This window comes from uncultured Nonlabens sp. (assembly GCF_947495285.1).
Lineage (GTDB): Bacteria > Bacteroidota > Bacteroidia > Flavobacteriales > Flavobacteriaceae > Nonlabens.
The window spans coordinates 1-22,979 of sequence record NZ_CANLXZ010000038.1 but is presented as its reverse complement, the minus strand read 5'-3'; the positions used below and the strand labels follow the sequence as shown (position 1 = coordinate 22,979).

The window sequence follows — 22,979 nt, the reverse complement described above, 5'->3', positions numbered from 1 at the left end:
CAAACTATAAAATCAATCACAGGAAATCATCATTATCTAAAAGCTTTTTATACGGCATTTAAAAACTAAATTGGTATTAGATCGGTTTGTGATATGATAACTGCTTAATAGCATATTATTGAGCTTAAGTCTTGTATAAAAACAAAAAGGCTATCGAATTAACGATAACCTTTTTAATCATGTAATTTATTTAAAATCGATTACTACTTTTTACTTAGAATGTATGCATCGACTTGTTTTTCTAGCAGTTTTAATGGTAACGCTCCACTAGTAAGAATCACATCATGAAACTCTCTTATATCAAAATCATTCCCCAACTCAATCTTTGTCTTTTCTCTTAAATCTAAAATCTTATTCATACCTACCTTATAAGCCGTAGCCTGTGACGGCATTACTATGTGACGCTCTACCATCTTTACAGCATCAATTTCTGCATTAGGAGTATTGCTTACATAATAATTAATACCATCATCCCTACTCCATTTTCTCGTATGGATTCCAGTGTCTACAACAAGTCTGCAAGCCCTCCATAATTCCATAGCTAATCTACCAAAATCGCTATAAGGATCTTCATACTTACCTATTTCCTTAGGTATTAATTCTGAATAGAGACCCCAACCTTCTACATAAGCCGTATAGAAACTATGTTTTCTAAAATCTGGTATTCCTTCTAATTCTTGCGCAATAGCAATTTGCATATGGTGTCCTGGTATACCTTCATGATAAGCAAGGGCTTCCATTTGATAACTAGGCATTGCTTTCATTTTATATAAATTTGCATAATACGTTCCTGGTCTACTGCCATCCATAGCTGGCTGTTGATAAAATGCTTTTCCTGCACTTGCCTCACGGAAAGCTTCTACCGCTTTTACTTTTATATCTGCCTTAGGCTTAATAATAAATAGCTGGTCCAATTCATCCTTCATGTCTTCTATAATAGCTGTAGCTTTTTTTAAATACGCTGTCTTTCCCGATACATCATCATTATAATAAAACTGCTCATCTTCTTTCATAAATTTGAAGAAATCATGAAGAGAACCATCAAAATTCACTCTATTCATAATCTCTTTCATTTCCCCATGTATACGCTCCACTTCAGAAATACCTAATTTATGAATTTCATCTGCAGTCATATCAGTGGTCGTAGTTTGTTGTAAAGCATGCTCATAAAACGCATCTCCTTCAGGAAATTTCCACACACCATCATCAGTGGTGGCTCTTTGTTGCTGATTTTCTAAGGTTGCAATTAATGTTTTGTAGCCCGATTCTACTTCATTTTGAAGTGCTAGTACAGCTTCTTCTTCTAGTTGTTTTCTCTCTTCAGTAGATAACTTTAATTTAGAAATCTTATTTACAAAATCGTCCATTAAAGTACTGTTATACTTACTTTTCTTAAACGGATAACCATCAATAACATTCCTGCTGTCTTTTAACACATGATTAAACACAAACCGTGGCATCATAATACCATGATCCTCTCTTAATTTTAAGTTCTCAGATAGTTGCTCAAAAAGTGGCTGTATTCCTTTTAATCTAGATATATAATCCTTTGCGTCAGACACGTTATCTATCCGGTGCTGATTAATCAAAAAGGCCGGAATTTCAGACTGCATTCCATGCATTTGATTTACTGGATACGTGTATAATCTATAATCAAAGTTTGCAATTTCTTGTTGCCGCTTTTGATAGTATAAATCATAACTCAATCGATCCTGACCAGTAAGCTCTTCTTTATTAATAGAATCTCTTAAATAAGATAGCCTTGTCTCTGCTATCTTCTTAGATTCTAGGTCAAATTCTGATGATATATCGGTCCACTTTCCATAATTTTCTTTGCTCCCCATAGAAGTTTGCATCTGTGGATCACGAGATAAATCTTTTTTAAATTGAACCGCTAGCCAGTCGTTGAATTGGGCCGCATTTTCTGTACTATGTACTTTTACAAAAGTATTACCTTCTTCTTCTTTACAAGAAATAAGCATTACCATCGCTACTATAACTATTATTTGTTTCATAAATTGATATTGAGTTCTAAAGATAATCCAACAAAAAAACCGATTCAATTTTGAATCGGTTTTTAATATATTTTTAAGACTATTTAATTATTTTTTTAATCCCTTCTTTAACCATGCCGCATATTCTTTAATATTAGGAGTGTAATCAATAGGTTGATGATCTTTGAGCCTATTACCATTTTTATCCAAAATAGCATAATAAGGTTGAGCTGCTATATTATACTCTCGTTTCTGAAACTCATACCACTTATCTCCTATTGTTCTTACTTTTGCGTCTAAAATTTCAGACTCGTATTGTTCATCTATCGGTAAACTGTTTGCGTCATCTACATATAAAGAAATAAGTACATACTCATCTTTCAACATTTTTAAAACAATTGGATCTGACCAGACTCTCTCTTCCATCTTACGACAGTTTACACAGGCCCAGCCTGTAAAATCTAATAAAACTGGCTTTCCCACTTTTTTTGCATAATCAACACCTTTATTATAATCATCAAAGGCTATAATATCATGCACCGTTAAGTGAGCGCCTTCTGGAATAATTAAATTAGGATCTAACTCTTTATAACCTACACCTCTAGGTGATTCTGCATAATTTAAAGGTGGTGTAAATCCAGATACCATTTGAAGAGGCGCACCCCATAACCCTGGTATCAAATAAACCGTAAATGATAACACAATAAGACCTAACAGCAATCTCCCTACTGAGATATGACTCTCTACACCATCATGAGGAAGCCTAATTTTACCAAAAAGATATAAAGATAAACCTCCAAAAACGGCAATCCATAGCGCTATGAATATTTCTCTATCCACAAAATGAAATTGATAAACTAAATCAGCAGATGATAAGAATTTTAAAGCAAGACCTAGTTCTAAAAATCCTAAAACAACTTTTACTGTATTTAACCAGCCACCTGATTTAGGCAAAGAATTCATCCATCCTGGAAAAATAGCAAATAAAGTAAATGGTAAAGCTAGTGCTAGTGAAAAACCAAACATTCCTACGATAGGTGCGATACCACCTTTTGACGAAGATTCTATAATTAACGACCCTACAATAGGTCCTGTACAAGAAAATGATATAATAGCTAACGCCAAAGCCATAAAAAAGATTCCTAATACTCCTCCTTTATTTGAATTAGCATCCATTTTATTAGCCCATGATTGCGGCAACGTAATTTCAAATGCGCCTAAAAATGAAGCAGCAAAAACTACTAGAATAGTAAAAAACGTGAGGTTTACCCATACATTAGTTGCAAGAGCATGCAATATTCTATCACCAAATATGGCTACAACAACAGTACCTAGAAGAACATAAACCACAATTATAAAAAAGCCATACAAAAAAGCTTTACCTATTCCCGATGCTCTATTAGCACTCTGTTTAGTAAAGAAACTAACCGTAAGCGGTATCATAGGAAACACACATGGTGTTAAAAGTGCTGCAAAGCCCGAAAGAAATGCAACTATAAAAATCCCCCAAAGACTACGGTCTTCACCTTCTCCCTGAGTATCCTCTTTTAATTCTTCGTTATTTTTTTTTTTAACTTCTTCTTCTTTTACCTTTTCAGTATCTGTATCTGTCGCATGATTTTCATGAATTTCTTTCATCTTAATAGAAGATGCATCTGGCGCACCAGCAACTATAGGCTCTTTATCATTATCTAGATATTTTTCTATAACGTCAAATGCTCCTGCAGGTAGTACTGCTTCAGGTTTTATTTTAAAACTCACACCTTCATGTGTAGGACGCAAACACATCTCATCATCACAAGTTTGATAAAAAGCACTTGCTATTATATATTCTAGATCTGGATCTAAAACCTTTATCTTCTGTTTAAAAACAGCTATATCAGTAAATTCATATACATTAAATTCCCATATATCAGAATAAGCAGTGTAAGATCCTATTTCTTTATTCTCTCCTATCAACTCTATTCTACCTTCTACATCATAGAAACTTATGCTGGTAGGTATAGGACCAAAATTATCTTCTGGTAATATTACTTGAGAATTAATGTGCCAGCCAGGTTCCATGGTGGCAGTGGTAATTAATTCATACTCGTTATCGGTCAACTTTATTACCTCACCAGACCATGAGACAGGATCTTCTTGGGCCGTTAATTGTAAAGAAACTAGAGCTATTAAAGCAAAAAGAAGTTTTCTCATAGTTTTATGGTTATTTCTATAATGGATTGTGTTCTACTCGTTATTTTATGGTGTTTACTGGCTCTTTTTCCTACTAGCCATATAAGGTCGTTACCACTAGTCAATACTAAGGCTTTTTCTCGTTTTAAAGAAGAGATTTTACTATCCGTTAATACATCACTTATTAACTTACTTCCTCTCATTCCATAAGGCTGTATGCGGTCTCCGTGCTGCCATGTTCTTAATATTAACGGCATTGTTAACTTACTAGTGTCTAGAAATAATTTATTGTTACTACTATTATTTTTTACATAAGTAAGTAAATCTTTATTCAGAATATGTTTTATTTCTAAATTTACTTCTGTCGTGGTAACAGCTGTCGTTTTTTCATCAATTTCTATGTGAACCTCATTGATATCATTTATGCCAGAAAGAATTAAAGCGTCGCGATCTTTTACTAACCTCATCTCGCCAGATTTAATGGTTTTCCCATTTTCAGAATCTAAGAGTTTCACCGCGTCATGAATATTAAAGCGATAATTTTTTAGAAGTTCAAAAAGGTAAGCATCTGGTTTTAAGGTCTTTTTTAACAACTCGATATTTATTGTTAAGTTACCTGAGATTGTTTTAGTTCCGCTTTCGCGAAAGCGTGCCACTTCAACATCTTGCAACAGTTCTGAGTTTTTAAGATAACTCAAAGTATTTGAAAAATTACCCTCGAGATGTGGTAACGCATCATGAAGCAAGGGAATTACATCGTGTCTTAATTTATTGCGTAAATACTTAGTAGAACTATTACTACTGTCCTCACGCCACTCGATATGATTTTGTGTAGCATAATCACTTATTTGCCCTCTAGAAAAAGGCAATAAAGGTCTAGAAATAAATCCGTTGCGTTCTCTTATTCCTGTAAGCCCATGCAGTCCCGCGCCGCGTCCTAGATTGATTAAAAATGTCTCTAATTGATCATCTAGATGGTGTGCCACTAGAATATGCTGGAATTTATTCTCTACAGCGATTTTATCAAAAGCCTCGTACCTTAAGTCTCTAGCAGCCATTTGAATAGATATATTTCTATCTTGAGCTACTTGCGATGTATCAAAATGCAATACATGGAGTTTACGATCCATATTTGCAGCCATTTTTTCTACAAAAATCTGATCTCCATCACTTTCTAAATCTCTTAAATGAAAATTACAGTGGATGAGTTCAAAATTAAAGTCCAATTGATCGAGCAAATAAGCTAAAACCACACTGTCCTTTCCACCACTTATTGCAACCGCAATAGATGCTGTAGAAAATTCTGGAAAATGATTTTTTATATGATTTTTAAACGCTAGTAGCATGGTACAAATTTAATCAAAGTAAACGCCTTGTAGCGCTAGTACTTCTATTAATGCTTTGGCTTTTAAAAAACACTCTTCGTATTCTTTTTCTGGTACTGCAGCTGCTGTTATCGCACTGCCTACAGAAAAGGATAATGATTTAGATTTTTCATTATATAAAATAGTGCGTATCACCACGTTAAAATCAAAATCGTCTTGAGGTGTAAAATAGCCTATTGCGCCACTGTACAGTCCTCGTTTAAAAGATTCATTTTGTTCAATGATTTCCATAGCACTTATTTTAGGCGCTCCAGTCATACTACCCATGGGAAATGTACTGGTTATAGCGTCTATAGCACCATATTTACTGTCTAATTGCGACACTACTGTACTGATCATTTGATGTACTTGCTTAAAGGAGTACATTCCAAAAAGCTCTTCTACCTGCACACTGCCTTTTAAAGCTGTTTTAGCAAGATCGTTGCGTACTAGATCTACGATCATCACATTTTCTGATCGCTCTTTAGGGTCGTGATAAAGTAGTTCTTTTAATTTTTGGTCTTCAACGAGATGGACAGACCTTCTTGCGGTTCCTTTAATAGGTTGAGAAACTAACTGTGTATCTGTTTTTTTCAAATAACGTTCTGGACTGGCACATATCGCATAGTGCTCATTAAATCTAGCATAGACAGCAAATGGTGGCTCGCTTATTTGATTTAATTCATGAAATGCTTTTTGAGTATCTAGCAATACTCCTTGTGCATAAAACTGAGTGCAAAAATTTGCTTCATAAATATCACCTCTATGAATGTGGTCTAAAAAAGTTTGTGCTTTTTTTAAATAATCTTCCTTAGTATCTCTTGCTCTTAAAGGTACTGGTCTTATTACTTTTTTAAAGGAGGTAAAAGAATGAGTTTCTATCTTTGATATAAGTTTTTGCGCCGCAGGTTGTGAGGTCATAAAAGAATGTAATTTGAGCTCATTTAGTGAAATCTCAAAAACTAATTCTGGTACAAAAAAGCTTAAATCTGGAAACTGTAGAAGGTCTTGTTTTTCTGTTTTCAGGTCTTCTAATTCATTTTTAAGATCATAACCTAGAAAACCGAACATCCAGTCCTTATTTTCTGTCTTAAAAGTAGCTAACTGTTCAAATGCCTTTCCTGCTTTACAAGTTATACTATTTATAGCACCTACTCCTATAAGTGTTGCATAAGTGTCATGTTTAAGATTACCCTGATTGCTTTCTAGATAAACGAGGTGTTTTTCTAATCTAAAAAACGATAGCAATTTCTTTTTAAAAATAGCAGCATCTTCTAAGGTAAAACGATGGAGTTCTCTTTGTTTCATGATCTAACAAAGGTAAGAGTTGTAGAGAAAGCAAAAAGCTATTTCTTACAGAAATAGCTTTTACTTAATTTGTAATATTTTAAATATTCTTAAAACCGATATTGTATACTACCTCTTAAAAAGATAGGTGTTCCTGGTGTGAAATGAATCTCTTCTACAGACTGCACCTCGGTAGCAAGTCTGGACTCTGTTGCAAACTGTGTTTCATTCCATTCTACATCAAATAGGTTCTGTACAGCCATACCTAGTCTTAGGTTATCGGTTAAATCATAATTCACATTAAAGTCTGCTACAACATAGCCCTCGGCAACGATACTGTTATCTTCATTTGCTGCTCTATCACCTATATAACGGTAACGCAGTCCAGCATTAAATCGTTTATAATCTTTAAGAATAATACCGCCTGTAGAGGTAAATTCTGGTGCTAGTGGTATATAATCTGCCCCATCTGGCTCATTAATCGCTCTAGCGTGTGCATAATTAAGATTAGTATCTAAAAACAAGAAGTCTGTAAGCTGGTATTTTAAACCTAGATCAAAACCATAACGCTCTGTCTCACCACTAGGCTCTACGATTCCTGCATCACCTACATAGACAAATTCTTGTTCTAAAAACAAGTACCATAACGCTCCATTAACCACTAGGTTATCACTAGCTTTCCATACAGCACCTAGATCAGACCCATAAGATTTAGGTAGAATATCATCTGCTCCATTTTCTAATACTACTCTAGTGTCATTACTATGCATTCCTATCCCATTGTGCAGGTAAACTTTTACATTATCACTTATCTCATAATTAAAATTCAATTTAGGTAATAATGCTGTGGCTGTTTGCGATTGTGTATTAAATGTATCTGTTAATGCGTCTTTATAAATAAATTTGAATCGCTCTAATCTTACTCCTGCATCTATTAATAATTTATTTACAGATAATTCTGCACCAACGAAGAGTGAAGAATTGGTCTCATTAATATCACCTAATTGTATATTTTCAAGTGTTGTTCTTCTATTTAAAGTTCTTGATAATCCTGATGCGTCAGTTCTATCATTTCTTAAACTAAAACCTGCTGTAAGACTTAGGTCATTTGAACCTAGTTGAGTTTCATAAGAATATTTAGTTTTAAAACCAGATAAGTCACGAGATTCTTGCTGCTGTATCTGATCTCCGTTTATAGGATCTTCTAAGAAGAACGTGAAATTTGAATACAACAGAAAATCATAATGGGAATAAAACATAGTCGTTTCTAACTGTTCTTTATCACTTATGTCCATGTCATAATTAAGGACTACGTTAGTCCTAGAGGTAGAACCGCCTTCTGTGTCGTCTATCGCACCAAAACGGTCTATTAAACCACTATCTACAGCCCGTTGTGGTATCTGTCCACTTGCGTCCCAATCACTGTCGAAATGAGATAGACTTAAACTTAGTCTATTTCCTGAATCTGTAGTGTGGTGTAATTTTCCAAACAGGTTGATCCTATCAAAATTTTGTGGGCTATCATACGGCCCATCAAAAGTTAAATATTCTGTTGCAAAATAAGCTGTAGTATGATCATTATCTACTAGTTGTACCAGGCCTAGGTAACGCTGGTGGTTAAAATCACCTATCTCTACACTTATTTTACTCTCATCTAGATAACTTTTAGTTTTAAAATCTACGTGTCCTGCAGTGGCAAAGTTACCTACGCTCTCGTCATAACTACCTATTCCATAAGAAATATTATTAATAGTTTCTGGGATAAGGAAATGAAGGTCTGCATAACCCTGTCCATGTGCATGAGAAACCATGTTAACAGGCATTCCATCTACATTAATAGCGATATCTGTACCGTGGTCTATGTCAAAACCTCTTAGAAAAATTTGCTCTGCTTTACCACCACCAGCGTGTTGTCCTATAAATAGTCCAGGTACTGTTCTTAAGATTTCTTGAGAAGAAGTTACTGGATTAATCTGTAAATCTACATTTGCTAGTACATTAAGTGTCTCTACATCGTTACTTATAGTAATCGCATCTAGATCTAGAGAAGATGCACTTAAGGTAATTTGTAAAATATCTTTAGGATTAGTTACTACCATAGAACTCGCCTCATAACCTATATGAGAAAACCTCAGCTCTTCTTCTTGCTCCACATTTTCTATGGTAAAAAAGCCTTTGGCATTAGAATGAGTATGTGTGTCAGATTTCATGTGTAAAACATAAACATCTTTTACTGGTTGACCATTTATATCTTTAATAAAACCAGTAATCGTATGGGCTGCAATAAACTGTGTTATAAAGAAAAAGGGAAAAAATAATACCGCTTTCGCGAAAGCGGAATAAAAATAGGCGTTAGAATTTAGAACTATAATTTTCATGAATCTATTAAGTTAGTTTTAATAAATACGTAAATAGATCTTAAAGAGTTTGCTAACGAAATGTTAAGGGTGTAAAAAAGCCGATTCTTAAAGAACCGGCTTAAATAAATATGATGTTTTTAAATTTACATATGAAGAGCTCTATCGTCAGTTGCAGCAAGCGCTGCTTCTTTAACAGCTTCAGAATAAGTAGGATGTGCATGCGACATTCTAGCTATATCTTCGGCACTGGCTCTAAATTCCATTGCAGTAACACCTTCGGCTATTAAATCTGCAGCTCTTGCTCCTATCATGTGTACACCTAGAACTTCGTCTGTAGTTTTATCTGCTAGGATTTTTACTAATCCGTCGATATCTCCAGAGGCACGAGATCTACCTAATGCACGCATAGGGAATGACCCTGCTTTATATTCTACACCGGCTTCTTTTAATTCTTCTTCTGTTTTACCTACACTAGCTACTTCTGGCCATGTATAAACTACATTAGGAATTAAATTATAGTTAATGTGTGGTTTTTGACCTGCTATGGTTTCTGCTACAAAGGTTCCTTCTTCTTCGGCTTTATGAGCTAGCATAGTACCACGTACTACATCACCTATAGCATAGATGTTAGAAACGTTAGTCTGTAAATGTTCATTTACTTCTACCTGTCCACGCTCGTTAATTTTAACTCCTGCGGCAGTAGCATTTAATTTATCTGTATAAGGACGTCTACCTACAGAGACTAGACAGTAATCACCCTCAAAGGTAACTTCTTCTCCTTTTTTGTTTTTTGCGGTAACGGTAACTGTATCGCCATTGCGCTCTACTTTGTTAACCGCATGTGATAAATTAAATTTAATTTTTTGCTTTTTAAGAACTTTCATTAATTCTTTAGAAAGTACCTTATCCATTGCTGGTGTAATGCGGTCTGCATATTCTATAACAGTAACCTCAGCACCTAATCTTTTATAGACTTGTCCTAATTCTAGACCTATAACACCACCACCTATTACGATCATGTGTTTAGGAATTTCTTTAAGAACGAGTGCTTCTGTAGAGGTAATTACTCTTTCTTTATCTAGTGTGATAAAAGGTAGAGTAGCAGGTTTTGAACCTGTAGCGATAATAGTATGTTTTGCTTCTATAGTCTGTGACGTCTCACCATCTATTTTTATGTGTGTAGCATCTACAAAAGATCCCATACCTGTAAACACATCGATCTCGTTTTTTTTCATCAAGAATTGTACACCATCACATGTCTGGTCTACAACTTTCTTTTTACGAGCGATCATCTTCTCAAAGTTGATCTTTATATCTCCAGGAATCTCGATACCATGGTCAGAAAAATGCTTCATAGCATCGTCATAATGGTGAGAAGAATCTAGAAGTGCCTTTGAAGGGATACAACCTACATTAAGACATGTACCTCCTAAGGTATTATACTTTTCTATAATGGCAGTTTTCATGCCTAGTTGTGCACAGCGTATTGCGGCCACATAGCCACCAGGTCCAGAACCTATTATTGCTACATCGTACGTACTCATAAGAGTTGGGTTTTATTATGAATTTAAGTATTTCAAAGATACCAAAACAAGACTTATTAAATGGATGTTTTTGTATTAATGTACCGCATTTATCGTTCAATAGTTGATATAATAACCACAAAATGACTGTAAAAATACCGCACCTTTATCGGTAACTATTCCTTTAGTTGGGTATTAGTATTCTTCTTTTGGTAAGGTCTTATTATTACTCTAGCGGCTCTATCAAAATTAAAATAGTTGTAAATCCAATTAAGAAAAACAACTAATCTGTTTCTTACACCTACTAAGAAGTATAAATGAACTGCTAGCCAGGTAATCCATGCTAGAAAACCACCTAGAGTAAATGATTTCACGTCTGCAACGGCTTTATTTCTACCTATGGTTGCCATGCTTCCTTTATCAAAATAACTGAATTCTTTAAGCGCTGTACCTTGTTGTATTCTCTTAAAGTTTTTTATTAAAAGTAGACCTTGTTGTATGGCTGGTTGAGCGACTTGTGGGTGACCCTTAGGAAATTCTGAGGTTTTCATTAAGGCAATATCTCCTATTGCAAAAATATCTTCATAACCTTCTACTCGATTCATTTTATCTACCAGAAAACGCTGTGAGCGCTCATCCACGCTTTCTTCTCGCAGTCCCTTAATAGGATTACCTATCACACCAGCGCTCCAGATAAAAGTAAATGCTTCCATTTTTAGATCTGTATTAGTAAGAACAGTGTCATTTTCATAATTATTAACTAATACATTGAGATGAATTTGCACTCCTAATTTTCTTAGGTATTTCTCGGCTTTTTGCGATGCTTTTTTACTCATACTGGCTAGCACACGATCTGAGCCGTCTAACAAATGAATTTCCATGTGATCTGGATTCAAATCTGGATAGTCATTTTGTAAAACTCCTCTTTTAAATTCAGAAAAAGCACCGGCTAGTTCTACGCCTGTAGGTCCTGCACCAGAGAGAACAATACGCATTAATTTCTTGCGCTCCTCAATATCATTAGTAAGTGTCGCTTTCTCTAAGTTTTGAAGCATATAACTTCTTATGTTGAGTGCTTGCGGTACACTTTTCATTTGTAAAGAAGCTTCTTCTAGGTTTTTATTACCGAAAAAATTAGTTTTTGTTCCAGTTGCAATTACTAGATAGTCATAAGCTACTTCTCCTATAGAGGTGTGTAGCGTTTTCATGACTGGCTCTACCGCTTCTACTTGTGCCAGTCTAAATATAAAATTCTTACGATCTTCTACCAGGCCGCGCAATGGAAATGCTATAGAATCAGGTTCTAATCCACTAGTGGCTACCTGATACATTAATGGTTGAAAATTATGATAATTATGACGGTCTATAAGTACGACTTGAAAATTTTGTTTGGTCAGCTTTCGCGAAAGCGTAACACCACCAAAACCACCGCCCACAACAATTACTCGTGGTAAATCTGACTGTGGAATATTCATCTTATGAAGTTTTAACAAAGATAATTTAGAAAGAGTGATTTATCCTTTGATTAACATTCTTTTCTATAATTGTAACGTTTTAAAAAAATAAAGGACTTACTAAGTAACCAAGCCTATTAAAAGTGAGTAAAAAACTCGAAGAAGAATTTGTTAAACAGCTCGAAGAGAATCAAAATATAGTCCATAAAATATGTAGACTGTATACAAATGACCAAGATGCACACAACGACCTGTTTCAGGAAGTGACGGTACAACTGTGGCGTGCCTATCCTAAATTTAGAGGTGATTCTAAATTCAGTACCTGGATGTATAGAGTGGCATTAAACACGGCTATTACATTATATCGCAAGTCTACAAGACGAGTAAAAACACAGTATTATGATTCTGTTCAATTTAAGATCGCTGACAGACCAGAAGATGACGAGCAAATGGAGCAACTCACACTTTTATACGGCGCAGTAAAACAATTAAATGATATAGAAAAAGCACTGGTTTTTCTATATCTAGAAGATAAGAATTATAGAGAAATAGCCGAAACGATGGGGATCTCTGAAGTAAATGCAAGGGTGAAGATGAACAGGATTAAAACAAAATTAACTAAAATTATAAATCCATAGAGCCATGGATCAACTAGATATACTTAAACAAAGCTGGCAGTCACAAACTGATAACGCCCCTCGATTTTCTAAAGAACAGTTATATGTCTTACTGGCTAGAAAATCGAGCAGTATTGTAAAATGGCTATTTTTTATTGCCATAATAGAATTTGTACTATTTATCGTTTTAGGAATAATCTCTCATTTTACAAATGAAAAGAATGATACTATAGAAATGATAGGAGAACCGTTTTATTATGGTTCTATGATTTTACATTACTTAGTAATTGTCCTTTTTATATTTCTATTTTATAAAAATTACAAGAACATTTCTACATCGCAACCTATTAAAAGGTTAATGGATAGAATACTCAGGACTAGGCGCACCATGAAGTGGTACATATGGTATAATCTTATTTATGTCATGACAGTAGGTATGATAGGTGCTGTAATAATTATACCTCATGATCCTAGAATATCTGAACTATTGAATTCTCCTAACTTTATAGGGCATGAAACTACCTTTTATGCTGCATTCTTAGGATTAACCTTTGTCATATTTTTAATTCTATGTGTAGTGCTATATCTTATATATATGTTGATCTATGGTATATTATTAAACAAATTAAAGCGCAATTATAATGAGTTAAAACGCATGGAGATTTGAGATATTTAAAAAGCTGCTCTATACCGTTTACATCTTTCTATTCTAACAAACTTGTTTTTCTTTGTTGTACTCTGTTAGTCTATTAACAGTCACATCCATTTGTAGTCTCATCTTATTATCACTATTGAGTTGAGTCGTACAGAGCGTCTTTTTTGTGTTTTCTTGATTTAAATCCAGTTTACATAATTTATAATTTTAAAAGAGTGGTTTCTTTAAAAATCTGGTAGGTACTGCTTACTCTTTTTCTTTTTCTTTTTCTTTTTCTTTTAAAATATTTACTTATATACAGATTATCGAGACTGTCTAAAATTACATAATCTTCTTTATCAAATTCTACAAAATTATTTTCTTTTATATCTATCCACTTACCTATAGATTGATCTCTATCATTGCTAGTAGTTAGAGATAAAAATGAAATGTATAGTTAAAGGATTAAAAATTTCTTCTCGATGTGTTTTATTAGTTGATACTATCTATTTATGATAAAGCAAAAAAAATGCGGCCTATGGCCGCATTTTTTTTACTCTAATATGTAAACAAATACTTTAAAATTTATATCCTACAGATAAATGTACAGTTCCTGGCAACTGGCTTCTATCACTACCATCTGACTCATTATCAAAAATATCAGAAAATCCATAAGTAATAGTACCTTTAAAGTAAAGGTTGTACTGTTTTAAATCATAACCCATACCTGCTGTACCAGCAAAGTTAGTATTTACTGTGTCTTCTAATTCTACTGCATCCCCATCTCCAGTAGTCGTTTCTCCTTTTAAAAGAAAGCCTATTTGTGGACCAAAGTGAAAACTAAAATTTTTAAGCGCGTAATATTTGAATTGTAATGGCACGTTGATGTATTGTAATCTTACATCTGTATCAGTGCCTGCGCTGTTTGAAAATTCTTCACCTTCCACAGAATAAAGTAAACTACCTTCATAAGACCATTTATCTGCAAAGGGTAACTCTACCACTCCACCTATATGAAAACCAGTTCTAGTATCACCAAAGCCACTACCACCTAGGTTGTCTATTTTTGAAAAATTAACACCACCTATAACACCATAGGTTACATCTTGGGCTGTTGCTGTAAAAGTTGCTAAAAACAAAGCAATTAAGGAAAAATAGATAGATTTCATTTGTCAGTTTTTGGATTGAATCAGATCAAATATATAAAAATGCTTCCTTATATCGACTCATTCTTAAAAGAGATGTATCAAATCAAAGAATCCTTGTTTAATTAAATGTAAAAGAGATTGTATTTTCTTTTACTCTTTTAACTATACAACTCGTGAATTCTTTATGATTATTTCAACCTCTTTTTTCTATTAGCTTCATAATCGGTAAAAATCATCTCGCCTAGCCCTTGTAACCCTGTAAAGAATGCTTTTCCTTGATTAGCCTCGGTAAATTGATCTACAAAACGTTGTAAATAAGGATCGTTTGCGATCATAAAAGTAGTTATAGGTATATGTAACCTTCGAGCTTGTGCAGCCATGGTATAACATTTCTCAACGATGTATTCATCCAGACCATTTGAATTTTTATAATACGTACCGTCATTTAATCGCAGGCAACTAGGCTTACCATCGGTAATCATAAAAATTTGTTTATTCGTATTACGTTTTCTTCTTAAAATATCCATGGCTAGCTGTAAACCTGCAACCGTGTTGGTATGATAAGGCCCTACTTTAAGATAAGGAAGGTCTGCTATTTTAATGGGCCATGAGTCATTACCAAAAACGATTATATCCAGTGTGTCCTTAGGATAACGAGTCGTAATTAACTCGGCCAGAGCCATAGCCACCTTTTTTGCTGGTGTGATTCTATCTTCTCCATATAATATCATAGAGTGAGATATGTCAATCATGAGTACCGTACTCATTTGTGCTTTAAACTGAGAGTCCTCTACAACTAGATCTTCTTCTGTCAGATTAAAATTACCCATCCCGTGATTGATCTGTGCATTGCGCAAACTCTCTGTCATAGAAATACTATCCAGACCATCACCAAATCTATACGGACGGTAATCACCACTGTGTTCATCACCTTGACCTAGCTTACCTGTTTTATGATTACCACTAGCACCTTTACGCATATTACCGAATATTTGGTCTAACGCATGTTTACGCAACAACTGTTCTGTCTTTGCAGTAATAGAAAAACGCCCTGATATATCGCCATCACCTTCTTCTCCTTCTCTATTACCATCGTTAGGGTCAAATTCTTCTTTAATGTAACCGCGCGCTTTGAGATCTTCTATAAAATCTTCAATCGTATATTCTGGTGTAGTAAGTTTATATTCCTTATCCAGTTCTCTTAACCATTCTATTGCTTCATCAAAATCTCCAGAGGTATGAGTTATTAACTCTTTAAATATGCCGAATAGCTTATCAAAAGGATCTTTTTCCTTTGGGTTATAGAATTCAAATTTAAAACCTAGTCTTTCTTGTGCCATTTTTTAAAAGTAAAGTACAAAACGATAAAACAAAATTATCTATCTATATTTAACATTGGTTTGTGTTAAAAACACGATTTATGATACCTATTTAAACATTACTTATCTAAAAGTACGTTTTTTACGATAAGTTAATGTGTTTTCGCTTTCGCGAAAGCGTAACGAACACTATTTTTGCAGCCGTTCAAAAAACAAGAAAATGACTAAACACGCTTGGCACGACGTAAGTTACGGAGCAGATGCACCAGGAAATGTAACTGGTATTATAGAAATTCCTAAAAATACAAGAGCAAAATATGAGTTAGACAAAGAATCTGGAATGTTAATTCTAGACCGTGTGATCTACTCTTCTATGTATTATCCTACTAACTATGGTTTTATACCGCAAACATATTGTGATGATAACGACCCACTAGATATATTAGTTCTTTCTCAAATTGAGATCGTACCTATGTGTCTTGTAGAGTGCAAAGTTATAGGTGTTATGCAAATGCTAGACGGTGGTGAGATGGATGATAAAATTATCGCTGTTGCTGCAAACGATATGTCTGTGGCTCACTTTAATGATATCGAGGAGCTTCCTGAATTTTGGAAAAAAGAAATGCGCAATTTCTTCCAAGACTATAAAAAACTAGAAAATAAAGAAGTAAGTGTAGACGAATTTCAAGGCCGTGAGAAGGCACTAGAAATAGTAAACCAGTCTATTGAAGATTACAAGAAAAAATTCGGTACTAAGTAATTAGTAACTATTTTTAATTTTAAAAGCCTTTAAAATCGTTGATTTTAAAGGCTTTTACTTTTTTAGTATATTTAATTATAGAATTACTGCCTATTTTCCACTACCCTTAAATTGCTGGTCTTTGCTAGCAAATAGTACATTAAAAGTGGTAAGACTTCCATAAATACGAGTAATGTATTGCTGTAAATCTACTTTGAGCTGGTCGTCCAGATCTTTAGAACTATTTATCTTTTGTTCCATTACTCTTAAACGGTCGCGCAACATAACTATCTTGTGCCAAAATGTATTGATAGGTATTTCTTTGTCTGCGAGATTAGAGTCTGCTGGTCTTAGAATCATCGTACCATTTTTATATTTATCTGCTAGTGCCACTACCTGACTTACATCACTAAATCTTTCTAGGATCTCACGTAGAGACTTCTCAACATCATAGAAGCTTACGGTATCTACGTCGTCCTCACAAGCTTCTATTACCTCAAAATCTGTATCTAGAGGTATGGTTTCTAGTCCATCTTTTTGAAAAGTTACCCAGTACATAGTCGCAGTAACATTAGTAACCACTCCAAAACCATATTGCTCATGATTAATTCTTGAGCCTATTCCTAATAATTTCATATTATATATTTATCTCAGTTATTCTAAGTTTATATTTGCCTAAATTGATAAATTAATTCCGATTTGAAAAAGATATTTCGTTTTTTATTGAAAAGTATTTTAGCTATTCTAGCCATTATTATTATTGCTATTATAACACTTAAAATCGTTTATACTGAAGATGTACCTCAAGGAAAATCTGGCAAGCTAGCAGACGACCTGGCGTTAAAAATACTAGATGCCATCAACCATAAACAGTTTACAGAAGTAAATGAGATTCAATGGACTTTTAGAGGTGTGAATAAATATGAATGGAAAGTACAGCAAAATCTAGTAGATGTTTACTGGGGTGATTATAGAGTTGCTTATCAAACACAAAAACCTCAAAGTAGTTTTGCTTTTAAAGATGGTAAACCATTAAAAGGAGAAGAAAAAGATGAGGCGATCGCTTATGCTGCAAAGAATTTTAATAATGATAGTTTCTGGGTAGTTGCACCGTATAAAATATTTGATCTAGGCACTACTAGAGAGCTCATAATTGAAGATGGTAAAGAGAAACTATTAGTAACTTACAACTCTGGTGGTACGACCCCAGGAGATTCCTACCTATGGGAGGTAGATGATAACTATCGTCCTACTTCTTTTAAAATGTGGGTGAGTATCCTACCTCTCGACGCTATAGAGGCAAAATGGAGTGATTGGGAAATAACAGCTGGTGATTTCCCTCTAGCACAAAAGCGTAGTATTTTAGGAGTAACTATTCCTGTAACAGACCTAAAAGTGAATCCATAACCTTCTTTTTCTGGTCCTGTACTTCCTTTTCTCTCTTTTCTAGTTCTATAGCCTGTTGTGTTGTCCAAAGGTTATAATAATCTGCAGAGAATTTATTATAGTGTAAGGAATAAAATAAACCCACTTTAAGAATAAGTGTATAACTATAGGTAAGTGCTGTCTTTATATCACCTGTATAATGAAAAAGAGCTGTAAAGAAAAAACCTAGACCTATAGCCCACATTAAGCTTTTTCTAGCATATAAACCTGTGAGAATCATTAAAGCTATAAAAAATTCTAAAAGCGGAACCACAGGAGTGAAATTTGCTAAGAAACCTAACTCACTTCCTTGTGGTACATATGGAATAGATAGCTGGATAAACTGATCATAATTATTCAAATTTATTAAAGAATGAATAAGCAAATAAGAGCCTAAACCAACTCTAACTATTAAGTAGGAGATTGTTTTCCAATTGTTTTGTGATGAGTAAAATTGAGTCATAATAAATCATATAGAAAACAGAATTAGTTGAAAAATAAAAATATTTTATTAATCTATCGTTAAAAAAAACACCGGTCTCGATCAGTTTCTTAAATACCTGATTAATGTCACAAAACTACTCGCTCCTATCTATCATCACTCTCTTCTAACTCAAACAACTCTTCTACTGGGACTTTAAACGTTCTCGCAATTTTCAATGCTAAAATAGTAGATGGCACATACCTGCTTTTTTCTATAGAATTTATGGTCTGTCTAGAGACACCTATCGCTTCAGAGAGATCTGCTTGCGTCATTTTATGGATGGCTCGCTGCACGTGGATAGTGTTTTTCATTATAAATCTTGTTTAAAACGCCAGTAATTAATTAAATACATGATCTGAAAAATAAAAATAGAAAACACCCCATAATCCATAAAATAAAGCTCAGTTCCAGAACGAAATAAACTGCTTAACAAATAGGTTAAAAACGGTGTAACAATAACTAGAATCATACCATGTATAAAAGCATAAGCCATTGCTTTGTGACGTAAATTAAGTAATCGCTCATCTGGAAACTTATCTCTACTTAACATAATTAATAAAAAACCTAAAAGAATTAAATGTCCAGCCATACTGGTTGCGACATCATCATTTAAAAATTGTTGGTATTCTTTAAGAAAGAATAATACTATTCCACATAAAACAGGAAGTATTGCTACCCATTTCATGTAATGTGGCAATAATAAAAAATCTCCTTTTCTTACTTTTTCTAATTGTTTATCCTTCATTACAATTGCTTTTTAAAAATATTGAAATACATCAAATAATAAAATAAATAGGACGCCATGATAAAAAAGAAACTTTGATATTCCCATTCTAGAATATCTTGATAAAAACCATGGAGTAACATATGAATAAAAGGAAGTATCAATAACATTCCTGTACCCAACACAAAAGCAAACGCAAATGCTCTATAACGTAATTGATTTGTGCGCTCATCTTCATTTTTATCCCTAGAAAGCACTAGTAAAAATAAACCGATAAGAACAAAGTGCATACATACCTCTTTATAAAAATCTCTCAACTCATCACCTAGATAATAGACCAGTAATAAACCTACTATGGCACTAATTGAAACATATGTCCCTATGTATTTAAATGAAGCCGGTAGCAAAGGGAAAACGCCGCCTTTCTTCTCAAATTCACAAAACTTATTTAAAACAGATTTTTTCATAACGTAAAGTATTTTTATTATAATGACAAATATACTTTACTTTTAGTAAAAACAACTTGTATTTTGAACTAATTTTAATAAAAACTACTTTATAGTTTAACAACAGGTACAGCCTATTTAAAAACTGAACCTATTAGAATGAAGCAAAAATCCTAAATGTATGTACAGGTAAACAATTACTTTTAAATTAAGAAAGTATAAAAACCCCTACTCTCCACAGGATTTTAAGTAAGCTTTAATTCTATTTCTGATGCATTAGAATTAACTTCGCAAGATTGCAATATACTATGACGTACACTGATGAAATTATCGAAGTAAAAGGAGCACGAGTTCATAATCTAAAGAATATTGATGTAGATATCCCCAGGGAGAAACTAGTGGTAATTACCGGTCTCTCTGGTTCTGGTAAATCATCGCTGGCCTTTGACACTATCTATGCCGAAGGTCAACGTAGATACATAGAAACCTTCAGCGCATATGCCAGACAGTTCTTAGGTGGTCTAGAACGTCCCGATGTTGATAAAATAGACGGCCTTTCTCCTGTTATTGCTATAGAACAAAAAACAACCAGTAAAAGCCCACGCAGTACAGTGGGCACCATTACTGAGATTTACGACTTTTTAAGATTACTATATGCTCGTGCTAGCGATGCCTATTCTTACAACACAGGTAAAAAAATGGTAAGTTATAGCGATGAGCAAATACGTGATCTTATTATAGAAGAATACCAAGGCCAGCGCATTAATATACTAGCACCTGCCATAAGAGGTAGAAAAGGGCATTACAGAGAACTCTTTGAGCAAATAGCAAAACAAGGTTTTGTAAAAGTAAGATGTGATAATGTCATAGTAGACATTACTAAAGGAATGAAACTAGATCGCTATAAAGTCCACGACATAGAAATAGTGATCGATAGATTACAAGTAAGCAATACTGAAGAAGACATTAAAAGACTAGACCAGTCTATAAAAACCGCTATGTATCACGGTAACGACATCACGATGATCGTACCACACGGTGAGAAAGAAGGTCGTTTTTTCTCTCGTACGTTAATGTGCCCAGAAACTGGAATTTCATATCCTGAGCCAGAACCTAATAACTTTTCTTTTAATAGTCCTAAAGGTGCCTGTCCTAAATGTAATGGCATAGGTGCACTTTATCAGGTAAATAAAAACAAGATCATACCTGACCGCAGCCTTTCTATTACTAAAGGTGGTCTTGCACCATATCCTGACAATAAGAAAAACTGGATTTATAAACAGCTGGAACTTATCGCTCAAAAATTTGATTTTAAACTAACAGATCCACTGGATAAAGTGCCTGCAGCAGCGATAGAGATGATTCTTTATGGCGGTAAAGAAAGTCTAGAGGTAGATAGCAAGAATCTAGGTGTGAAACGCAGTTATAAAATAGATTTTGAAGGGCTTGCTAACTTTATAGAGCAAACCTATAATAATAACGATAGTACTAGTTTACAACGTTGGGCAAAAGAATTCATGGATAACGTTACCTGTCCTGATTGTGAAGGATCTAGATTACGTAAAGAATCTCTTTACTTCCGTGTTAATGAAAAAAATATCGCTCAATTAGCTCAAATGGATATCGTCCAGCTAGTAGAATGGTTTGAATCTTTAAATGGCACGCTTTCGCGAAAGCAACAACAAATAGCTACTGAACTATTAAAAGAAATAAGAGAACGATTACAGTTTTTACTAGACGTAGGCCTCGATTATTTATCACTGAACAGAAGTGCCAAAACACTTTCTGGTGGTGAAGCACAACGTATACGACTGGCCACACAAATAGGATCTCAGTTAGTAGGTGTGCTATATATATTAGATGAGCCTAGCATAGGATTGCACCAGCGAGATAATGAAAAACTTATTAATTCTCTAGTAGCATTGCGAGATACAGGAAATTCTGTAATCGTGGTAGAACATGATAAAGACATGATCGAGCGAGCAGATCATGTCATAGATATAGGCCCAAGAGCTGGAAAATATGGTGGTAATATTATAAGTGAAGGCTCACCACAGGAGATTTTAAAACACGACACGTTAACGGCTCAATACCTTAACGGTAAAAGAGAAATAGCTGTTCCTAAAAAACGCCGTAAGGGAAATGGTAAAAAAATATCATTAAAAGGTTGTACTGGAAATAACCTGAAAGATGTTTCTATAGACCTACCTCTAGGTAAGATGATAGGTGTTACTGGTGTTTCAGGAAGTGGTAAATCTACTCTTATAAATGAGACGCTTTACCCTATAATGAATGCACACTTCTTTAATGGTGTTAAAGTACCGATGCCATATAAAAGCATTAAAGGACTAGATAATTGTGATAAAGTAATCGACATTAATCAAAGCCCTATAGGTAGAACACCACGATCTAATCCTGCGACGTATACTAAAACATTTGACGAAATAAGATCCTTATTTGCCAAAACACCTGAAGCATTAATACGTGGTTATAAGCCAGGTCGTTTTAGCTTTAATGTTACTGGTGGACGTTGTGAAACCTGTAAAGGTGGTGGATTAAGAGTTATAGAAATGAACTTTCTGCCAGATGTTTATGTAACCTGTGAAACCTGTCAAGGGAAACGTTTTAACAGAGAAACTCTAGAAATAAGATACAAAGGTAAATCTATAAGTGATGTTCTTAATATGACCATTACAGAAGCGACAGATTTCTTTGAACCTATCCCTAAAATATACCGCAAATTAAAAACTATAAAAGATGTAGGACTAGGCTACATTACTTTAGGACAACAGTCTACTACATTATCCGGTGGTGAAGCGCAGCGTATTAAACTAGCTAGCGAACTCTCTAAAAGAGATACTGGCAACACGTTTTATATACTAGACGAGCCTACTACAGGGCTTCATTTTGAAGATGTTGCTGTTCTTATGGATGTTCTTAACAAACTGGTTGATAAAGGTAATACAGTTCTCGTTATAGAACACAACATGGACGTTATCAAAATATGTGACTACCTTATAGATGTAGGTCCAGAAGGAGGCCGTGGTGGTGGTAATATCTTAACAAAAGGAACACCAGAGCAAGTTGCTAAGCATAAAACAAGTCATACGGCTAGATTTTTAAAGAAAGAGCTCCATTAAATATATCAGATATTAAAAATAAGAAATCCCTTAACGCTCTACGTTAAGGGATTTCTTATTTAAAAGAGTTTTAATACCAATATAGTTATATAATGTCATATATTTTTTGTATATTTATGTATGGGAAGAACAGCATATTTAGATAT

The 22,979-nt window shown here is 34.1% G+C and carries 19 protein-coding genes; 5 read left to right on the top strand and 14 right to left on the bottom strand.

Annotation, left to right across the window (positions count from 1 at the left end):
• Nucleotides 1-203: 203 nt before the first annotated feature.
• The 7 genes from Q0838_RS12965 to Q0838_RS12935 all read right to left on the bottom strand — a co-directional run bounded on the left by Q0838_RS12965 (nucleotide 204) and on the right by Q0838_RS12935 (nucleotide 12,178).
• Nucleotides 204-2,015, bottom strand: a complete 1,812-nt coding sequence (locus Q0838_RS12965; RefSeq protein WP_298955915.1) for a DUF885 family protein — start codon at nucleotides 2,013-2,015, stop codon at nucleotides 204-206.
• A gap of 87 nt (nucleotides 2,016-2,102) precedes the next feature.
• A complete protein-coding gene (locus Q0838_RS12960) occupies nucleotides 2,103-4,190 on the bottom strand; it encodes a thioredoxin family protein (protein ID WP_298955913.1) in 2,088 nt (695 codons plus the stop codon).
• Nucleotides 4,187-5,515 carry a tRNA lysidine(34) synthetase TilS gene (gene tilS, locus Q0838_RS12955; protein WP_298955908.1) on the bottom strand — a complete coding sequence of 443 codons (1,329 nt, stop codon included), beginning with the start codon at nucleotides 5,513-5,515 and terminating at the stop codon, nucleotides 4,187-4,189. The genes Q0838_RS12960 and tilS overlap by 4 nt, the downstream gene beginning before the upstream one ends.
• Before the next feature lie 9 nt (nucleotides 5,516-5,524).
• Nucleotides 5,525-6,841 carry an anthranilate synthase component I family protein gene (locus Q0838_RS12950; RefSeq protein WP_298955905.1) on the bottom strand — a complete coding sequence of 439 codons (1,317 nt, stop codon included), beginning with the start codon at nucleotides 6,839-6,841 and terminating at the stop codon, nucleotides 5,525-5,527.
• A gap of 89 nt (nucleotides 6,842-6,930) precedes the next feature.
• Nucleotides 6,931-9,198 (bottom strand): TonB-dependent receptor, encoded by a 2,268-nt coding sequence (locus Q0838_RS12945; protein WP_298955902.1) that lies wholly within the window; start codon nucleotides 9,196-9,198, stop codon nucleotides 6,931-6,933.
• A 125-nt stretch (nucleotides 9,199-9,323) separates the two neighbouring features.
• Nucleotides 9,324-10,724, bottom strand: a complete 1,401-nt coding sequence (lpdA, locus tag Q0838_RS12940; protein ID WP_298955899.1) for a dihydrolipoyl dehydrogenase — start codon at nucleotides 10,722-10,724, stop codon at nucleotides 9,324-9,326.
• A 155-nt stretch (nucleotides 10,725-10,879) separates the two neighbouring features.
• Entirely contained in the window at nucleotides 10,880-12,178 is a 1,299-nt protein-coding gene (locus Q0838_RS12935) for an NAD(P)/FAD-dependent oxidoreductase (RefSeq protein ID WP_298955897.1), read from the bottom strand.
• A gap of 122 nt (nucleotides 12,179-12,300) precedes the next feature.
• Between Q0838_RS12935 and Q0838_RS12930 the strand changes: the two genes are divergently transcribed.
• Both Q0838_RS12930 and Q0838_RS12925 read left to right on the top strand, forming a co-directional pair.
• Nucleotides 12,301-12,795, top strand: a complete 495-nt coding sequence (locus Q0838_RS12930; RefSeq protein WP_298955894.1) for a sigma-70 family RNA polymerase sigma factor — start codon at nucleotides 12,301-12,303, stop codon at nucleotides 12,793-12,795.
• Nucleotides 12,796-12,799: 4 nt separating this feature from the next.
• On the top strand, nucleotides 12,800-13,441 hold the full coding sequence (locus Q0838_RS12925; protein WP_298955891.1) for a hypothetical protein: 642 nt from the start codon (nucleotides 12,800-12,802) through the stop codon (nucleotides 13,439-13,441).
• 545 nt (nucleotides 13,442-13,986) lie between these two features.
• Here Q0838_RS12925 and Q0838_RS12920 read toward each other — a convergent pair.
• Both Q0838_RS12920 and Q0838_RS12915 read right to left on the bottom strand, forming a co-directional pair.
• Complete coding sequence (locus Q0838_RS12920; protein WP_298955888.1) at nucleotides 13,987-14,577, bottom strand: porin family protein; 591 nt, start codon at nucleotides 14,575-14,577, stop codon at nucleotides 13,987-13,989.
• 167 nt (nucleotides 14,578-14,744) lie between these two features.
• A complete protein-coding gene (locus Q0838_RS12915; RefSeq protein WP_298955885.1) occupies nucleotides 14,745-15,896 on the bottom strand; it encodes a VWA domain-containing protein in 1,152 nt (383 codons plus the stop codon).
• Nucleotides 15,897-16,095: 199 nt separating this feature from the next.
• Between Q0838_RS12915 and Q0838_RS12910 the strand changes: the two genes are divergently transcribed.
• Nucleotides 16,096-16,635, top strand: coding sequence for an inorganic diphosphatase (locus Q0838_RS12910; protein WP_104516198.1), 540 nt, complete (start codon nucleotides 16,096-16,098; stop codon nucleotides 16,633-16,635).
• A 90-nt stretch (nucleotides 16,636-16,725) separates the two neighbouring features.
• On the opposite strand, the gene Q0838_RS12905 is transcribed toward Q0838_RS12910, so the two are convergent.
• Complete coding sequence (locus Q0838_RS12905) at nucleotides 16,726-17,250, bottom strand: hypothetical protein (RefSeq protein ID WP_298955874.1); 525 nt, start codon at nucleotides 17,248-17,250, stop codon at nucleotides 16,726-16,728.
• A gap of 63 nt (nucleotides 17,251-17,313) precedes the next feature.
• Here Q0838_RS12905 and Q0838_RS12900 point away from each other — a divergent pair, with 63 nt between their 5' ends.
• Complete coding sequence (locus Q0838_RS12900; RefSeq protein WP_298955871.1) at nucleotides 17,314-18,021, top strand: hypothetical protein; 708 nt, start codon at nucleotides 17,314-17,316, stop codon at nucleotides 18,019-18,021.
• On the opposite strand, the gene Q0838_RS12895 is transcribed toward Q0838_RS12900, so the two are convergent.
• The 4 genes from Q0838_RS12895 to Q0838_RS12880 all read right to left on the bottom strand — a co-directional run bounded on the left by Q0838_RS12895 (nucleotide 17,987) and on the right by Q0838_RS12880 (nucleotide 19,714).
• Complete coding sequence (locus Q0838_RS12895; RefSeq protein ID WP_298955869.1) at nucleotides 17,987-18,502, bottom strand: hypothetical protein; 516 nt, start codon at nucleotides 18,500-18,502, stop codon at nucleotides 17,987-17,989. The genes Q0838_RS12900 and Q0838_RS12895 overlap by 35 nt on opposite strands.
• Before the next feature lie 125 nt (nucleotides 18,503-18,627).
• Complete coding sequence (locus Q0838_RS12890) at nucleotides 18,628-18,834, bottom strand: helix-turn-helix transcriptional regulator (protein WP_298955867.1); 207 nt, start codon at nucleotides 18,832-18,834, stop codon at nucleotides 18,628-18,630.
• Nucleotides 18,834-19,268, bottom strand: a complete 435-nt coding sequence (locus Q0838_RS12885) for a hypothetical protein (RefSeq protein WP_298955866.1) — start codon at nucleotides 19,266-19,268, stop codon at nucleotides 18,834-18,836. The genes Q0838_RS12890 and Q0838_RS12885 overlap by 1 nt, the downstream gene beginning before the upstream one ends.
• Complete coding sequence (locus Q0838_RS12880; protein ID WP_298955864.1) at nucleotides 19,268-19,714, bottom strand: hypothetical protein; 447 nt, start codon at nucleotides 19,712-19,714, stop codon at nucleotides 19,268-19,270. Before Q0838_RS12880 ends, Q0838_RS12885 begins: the two co-directional genes overlap by 1 nt.
• A gap of 287 nt (nucleotides 19,715-20,001) precedes the next feature.
• On the opposite strand from Q0838_RS12880, the gene uvrA reads away from it, so the two are divergent.
• Nucleotides 20,002-22,833 carry an excinuclease ABC subunit UvrA gene (gene uvrA, locus Q0838_RS12875; protein ID WP_298955862.1) on the top strand — a complete coding sequence of 944 codons (2,832 nt, stop codon included), beginning with the start codon at nucleotides 20,002-20,004 and terminating at the stop codon, nucleotides 22,831-22,833.
• Nucleotides 22,834-22,979: the final 146 nt, after the last annotated feature.

What these genes read in the sequence shown, in the direction of transcription:
- Q0838_RS12950 (WP_298955905.1), bottom strand. Translation starts at nt 6,841, where the DNA reads ATGAAACAAAGAGAACTCCATCGTTTTACCTTAGAAGATGCTGCTATT.
- Q0838_RS12885 (WP_298955866.1), bottom strand. Translation starts at nt 19,268, where the DNA reads ATGAAGGATAAACAATTAGAAAAAGTAAGAAAAGGAGATTTTTTATTA.
- Q0838_RS12910 (WP_104516198.1), top strand. Translation starts at nt 16,096, where the DNA reads ATGACTAAACACGCTTGGCACGACGTAAGTTACGGAGCAGATGCACCA.
- tilS (WP_298955908.1), bottom strand. Translation starts at nt 5,515, where the DNA reads ATGCTACTAGCGTTTAAAAATCATATAAAAAATCATTTTCCAGAATTT.
- Q0838_RS12905 (WP_298955874.1), bottom strand. Translation starts at nt 17,250, where the DNA reads ATGAAATTATTAGGAATAGGCTCAAGAATTAATCATGAGCAATATGGT.
- Q0838_RS12880 (WP_298955864.1), bottom strand. Translation starts at nt 19,714, where the DNA reads ATGAAAAAATCTGTTTTAAATAAGTTTTGTGAATTTGAGAAGAAAGGC.
- Q0838_RS12895 (WP_298955869.1), bottom strand. Translation starts at nt 18,502, where the DNA reads ATGACTCAATTTTACTCATCACAAAACAATTGGAAAACAATCTCCTAC.
- lpdA (WP_298955899.1), bottom strand. Translation starts at nt 10,724, where the DNA reads ATGAGTACGTACGATGTAGCAATAATAGGTTCTGGACCTGGTGGCTAT.
- Q0838_RS12945 (WP_298955902.1), bottom strand. Translation starts at nt 9,198, where the DNA reads ATGAAAATTATAGTTCTAAATTCTAACGCCTATTTTTATTCCGCTTTC.
- Q0838_RS12920 (WP_298955888.1), bottom strand. Translation starts at nt 14,577, where the DNA reads ATGAAATCTATCTATTTTTCCTTAATTGCTTTGTTTTTAGCAACTTTT.
- Q0838_RS12915 (WP_298955885.1), bottom strand. Translation starts at nt 15,896, where the DNA reads ATGGCACAAGAAAGACTAGGTTTTAAATTTGAATTCTATAACCCAAAG.
- Q0838_RS12935 (WP_298955897.1), bottom strand. Translation starts at nt 12,178, where the DNA reads ATGAATATTCCACAGTCAGATTTACCACGAGTAATTGTTGTGGGCGGT.
- uvrA (WP_298955862.1), top strand. Translation starts at nt 20,002, where the DNA reads ATGACGTACACTGATGAAATTATCGAAGTAAAAGGAGCACGAGTTCAT.
- Q0838_RS12965 (WP_298955915.1), bottom strand. Translation starts at nt 2,015, where the DNA reads ATGAAACAAATAATAGTTATAGTAGCGATGGTAATGCTTATTTCTTGT.
- Q0838_RS12960 (WP_298955913.1), bottom strand. Translation starts at nt 4,190, where the DNA reads ATGAGAAAACTTCTTTTTGCTTTAATAGCTCTAGTTTCTTTACAATTA.
- Q0838_RS12925 (WP_298955891.1), top strand. Translation starts at nt 12,800, where the DNA reads ATGGATCAACTAGATATACTTAAACAAAGCTGGCAGTCACAAACTGAT.
- Q0838_RS12890 (WP_298955867.1), bottom strand. Translation starts at nt 18,834, where the DNA reads ATGAAAAACACTATCCACGTGCAGCGAGCCATCCATAAAATGACGCAA.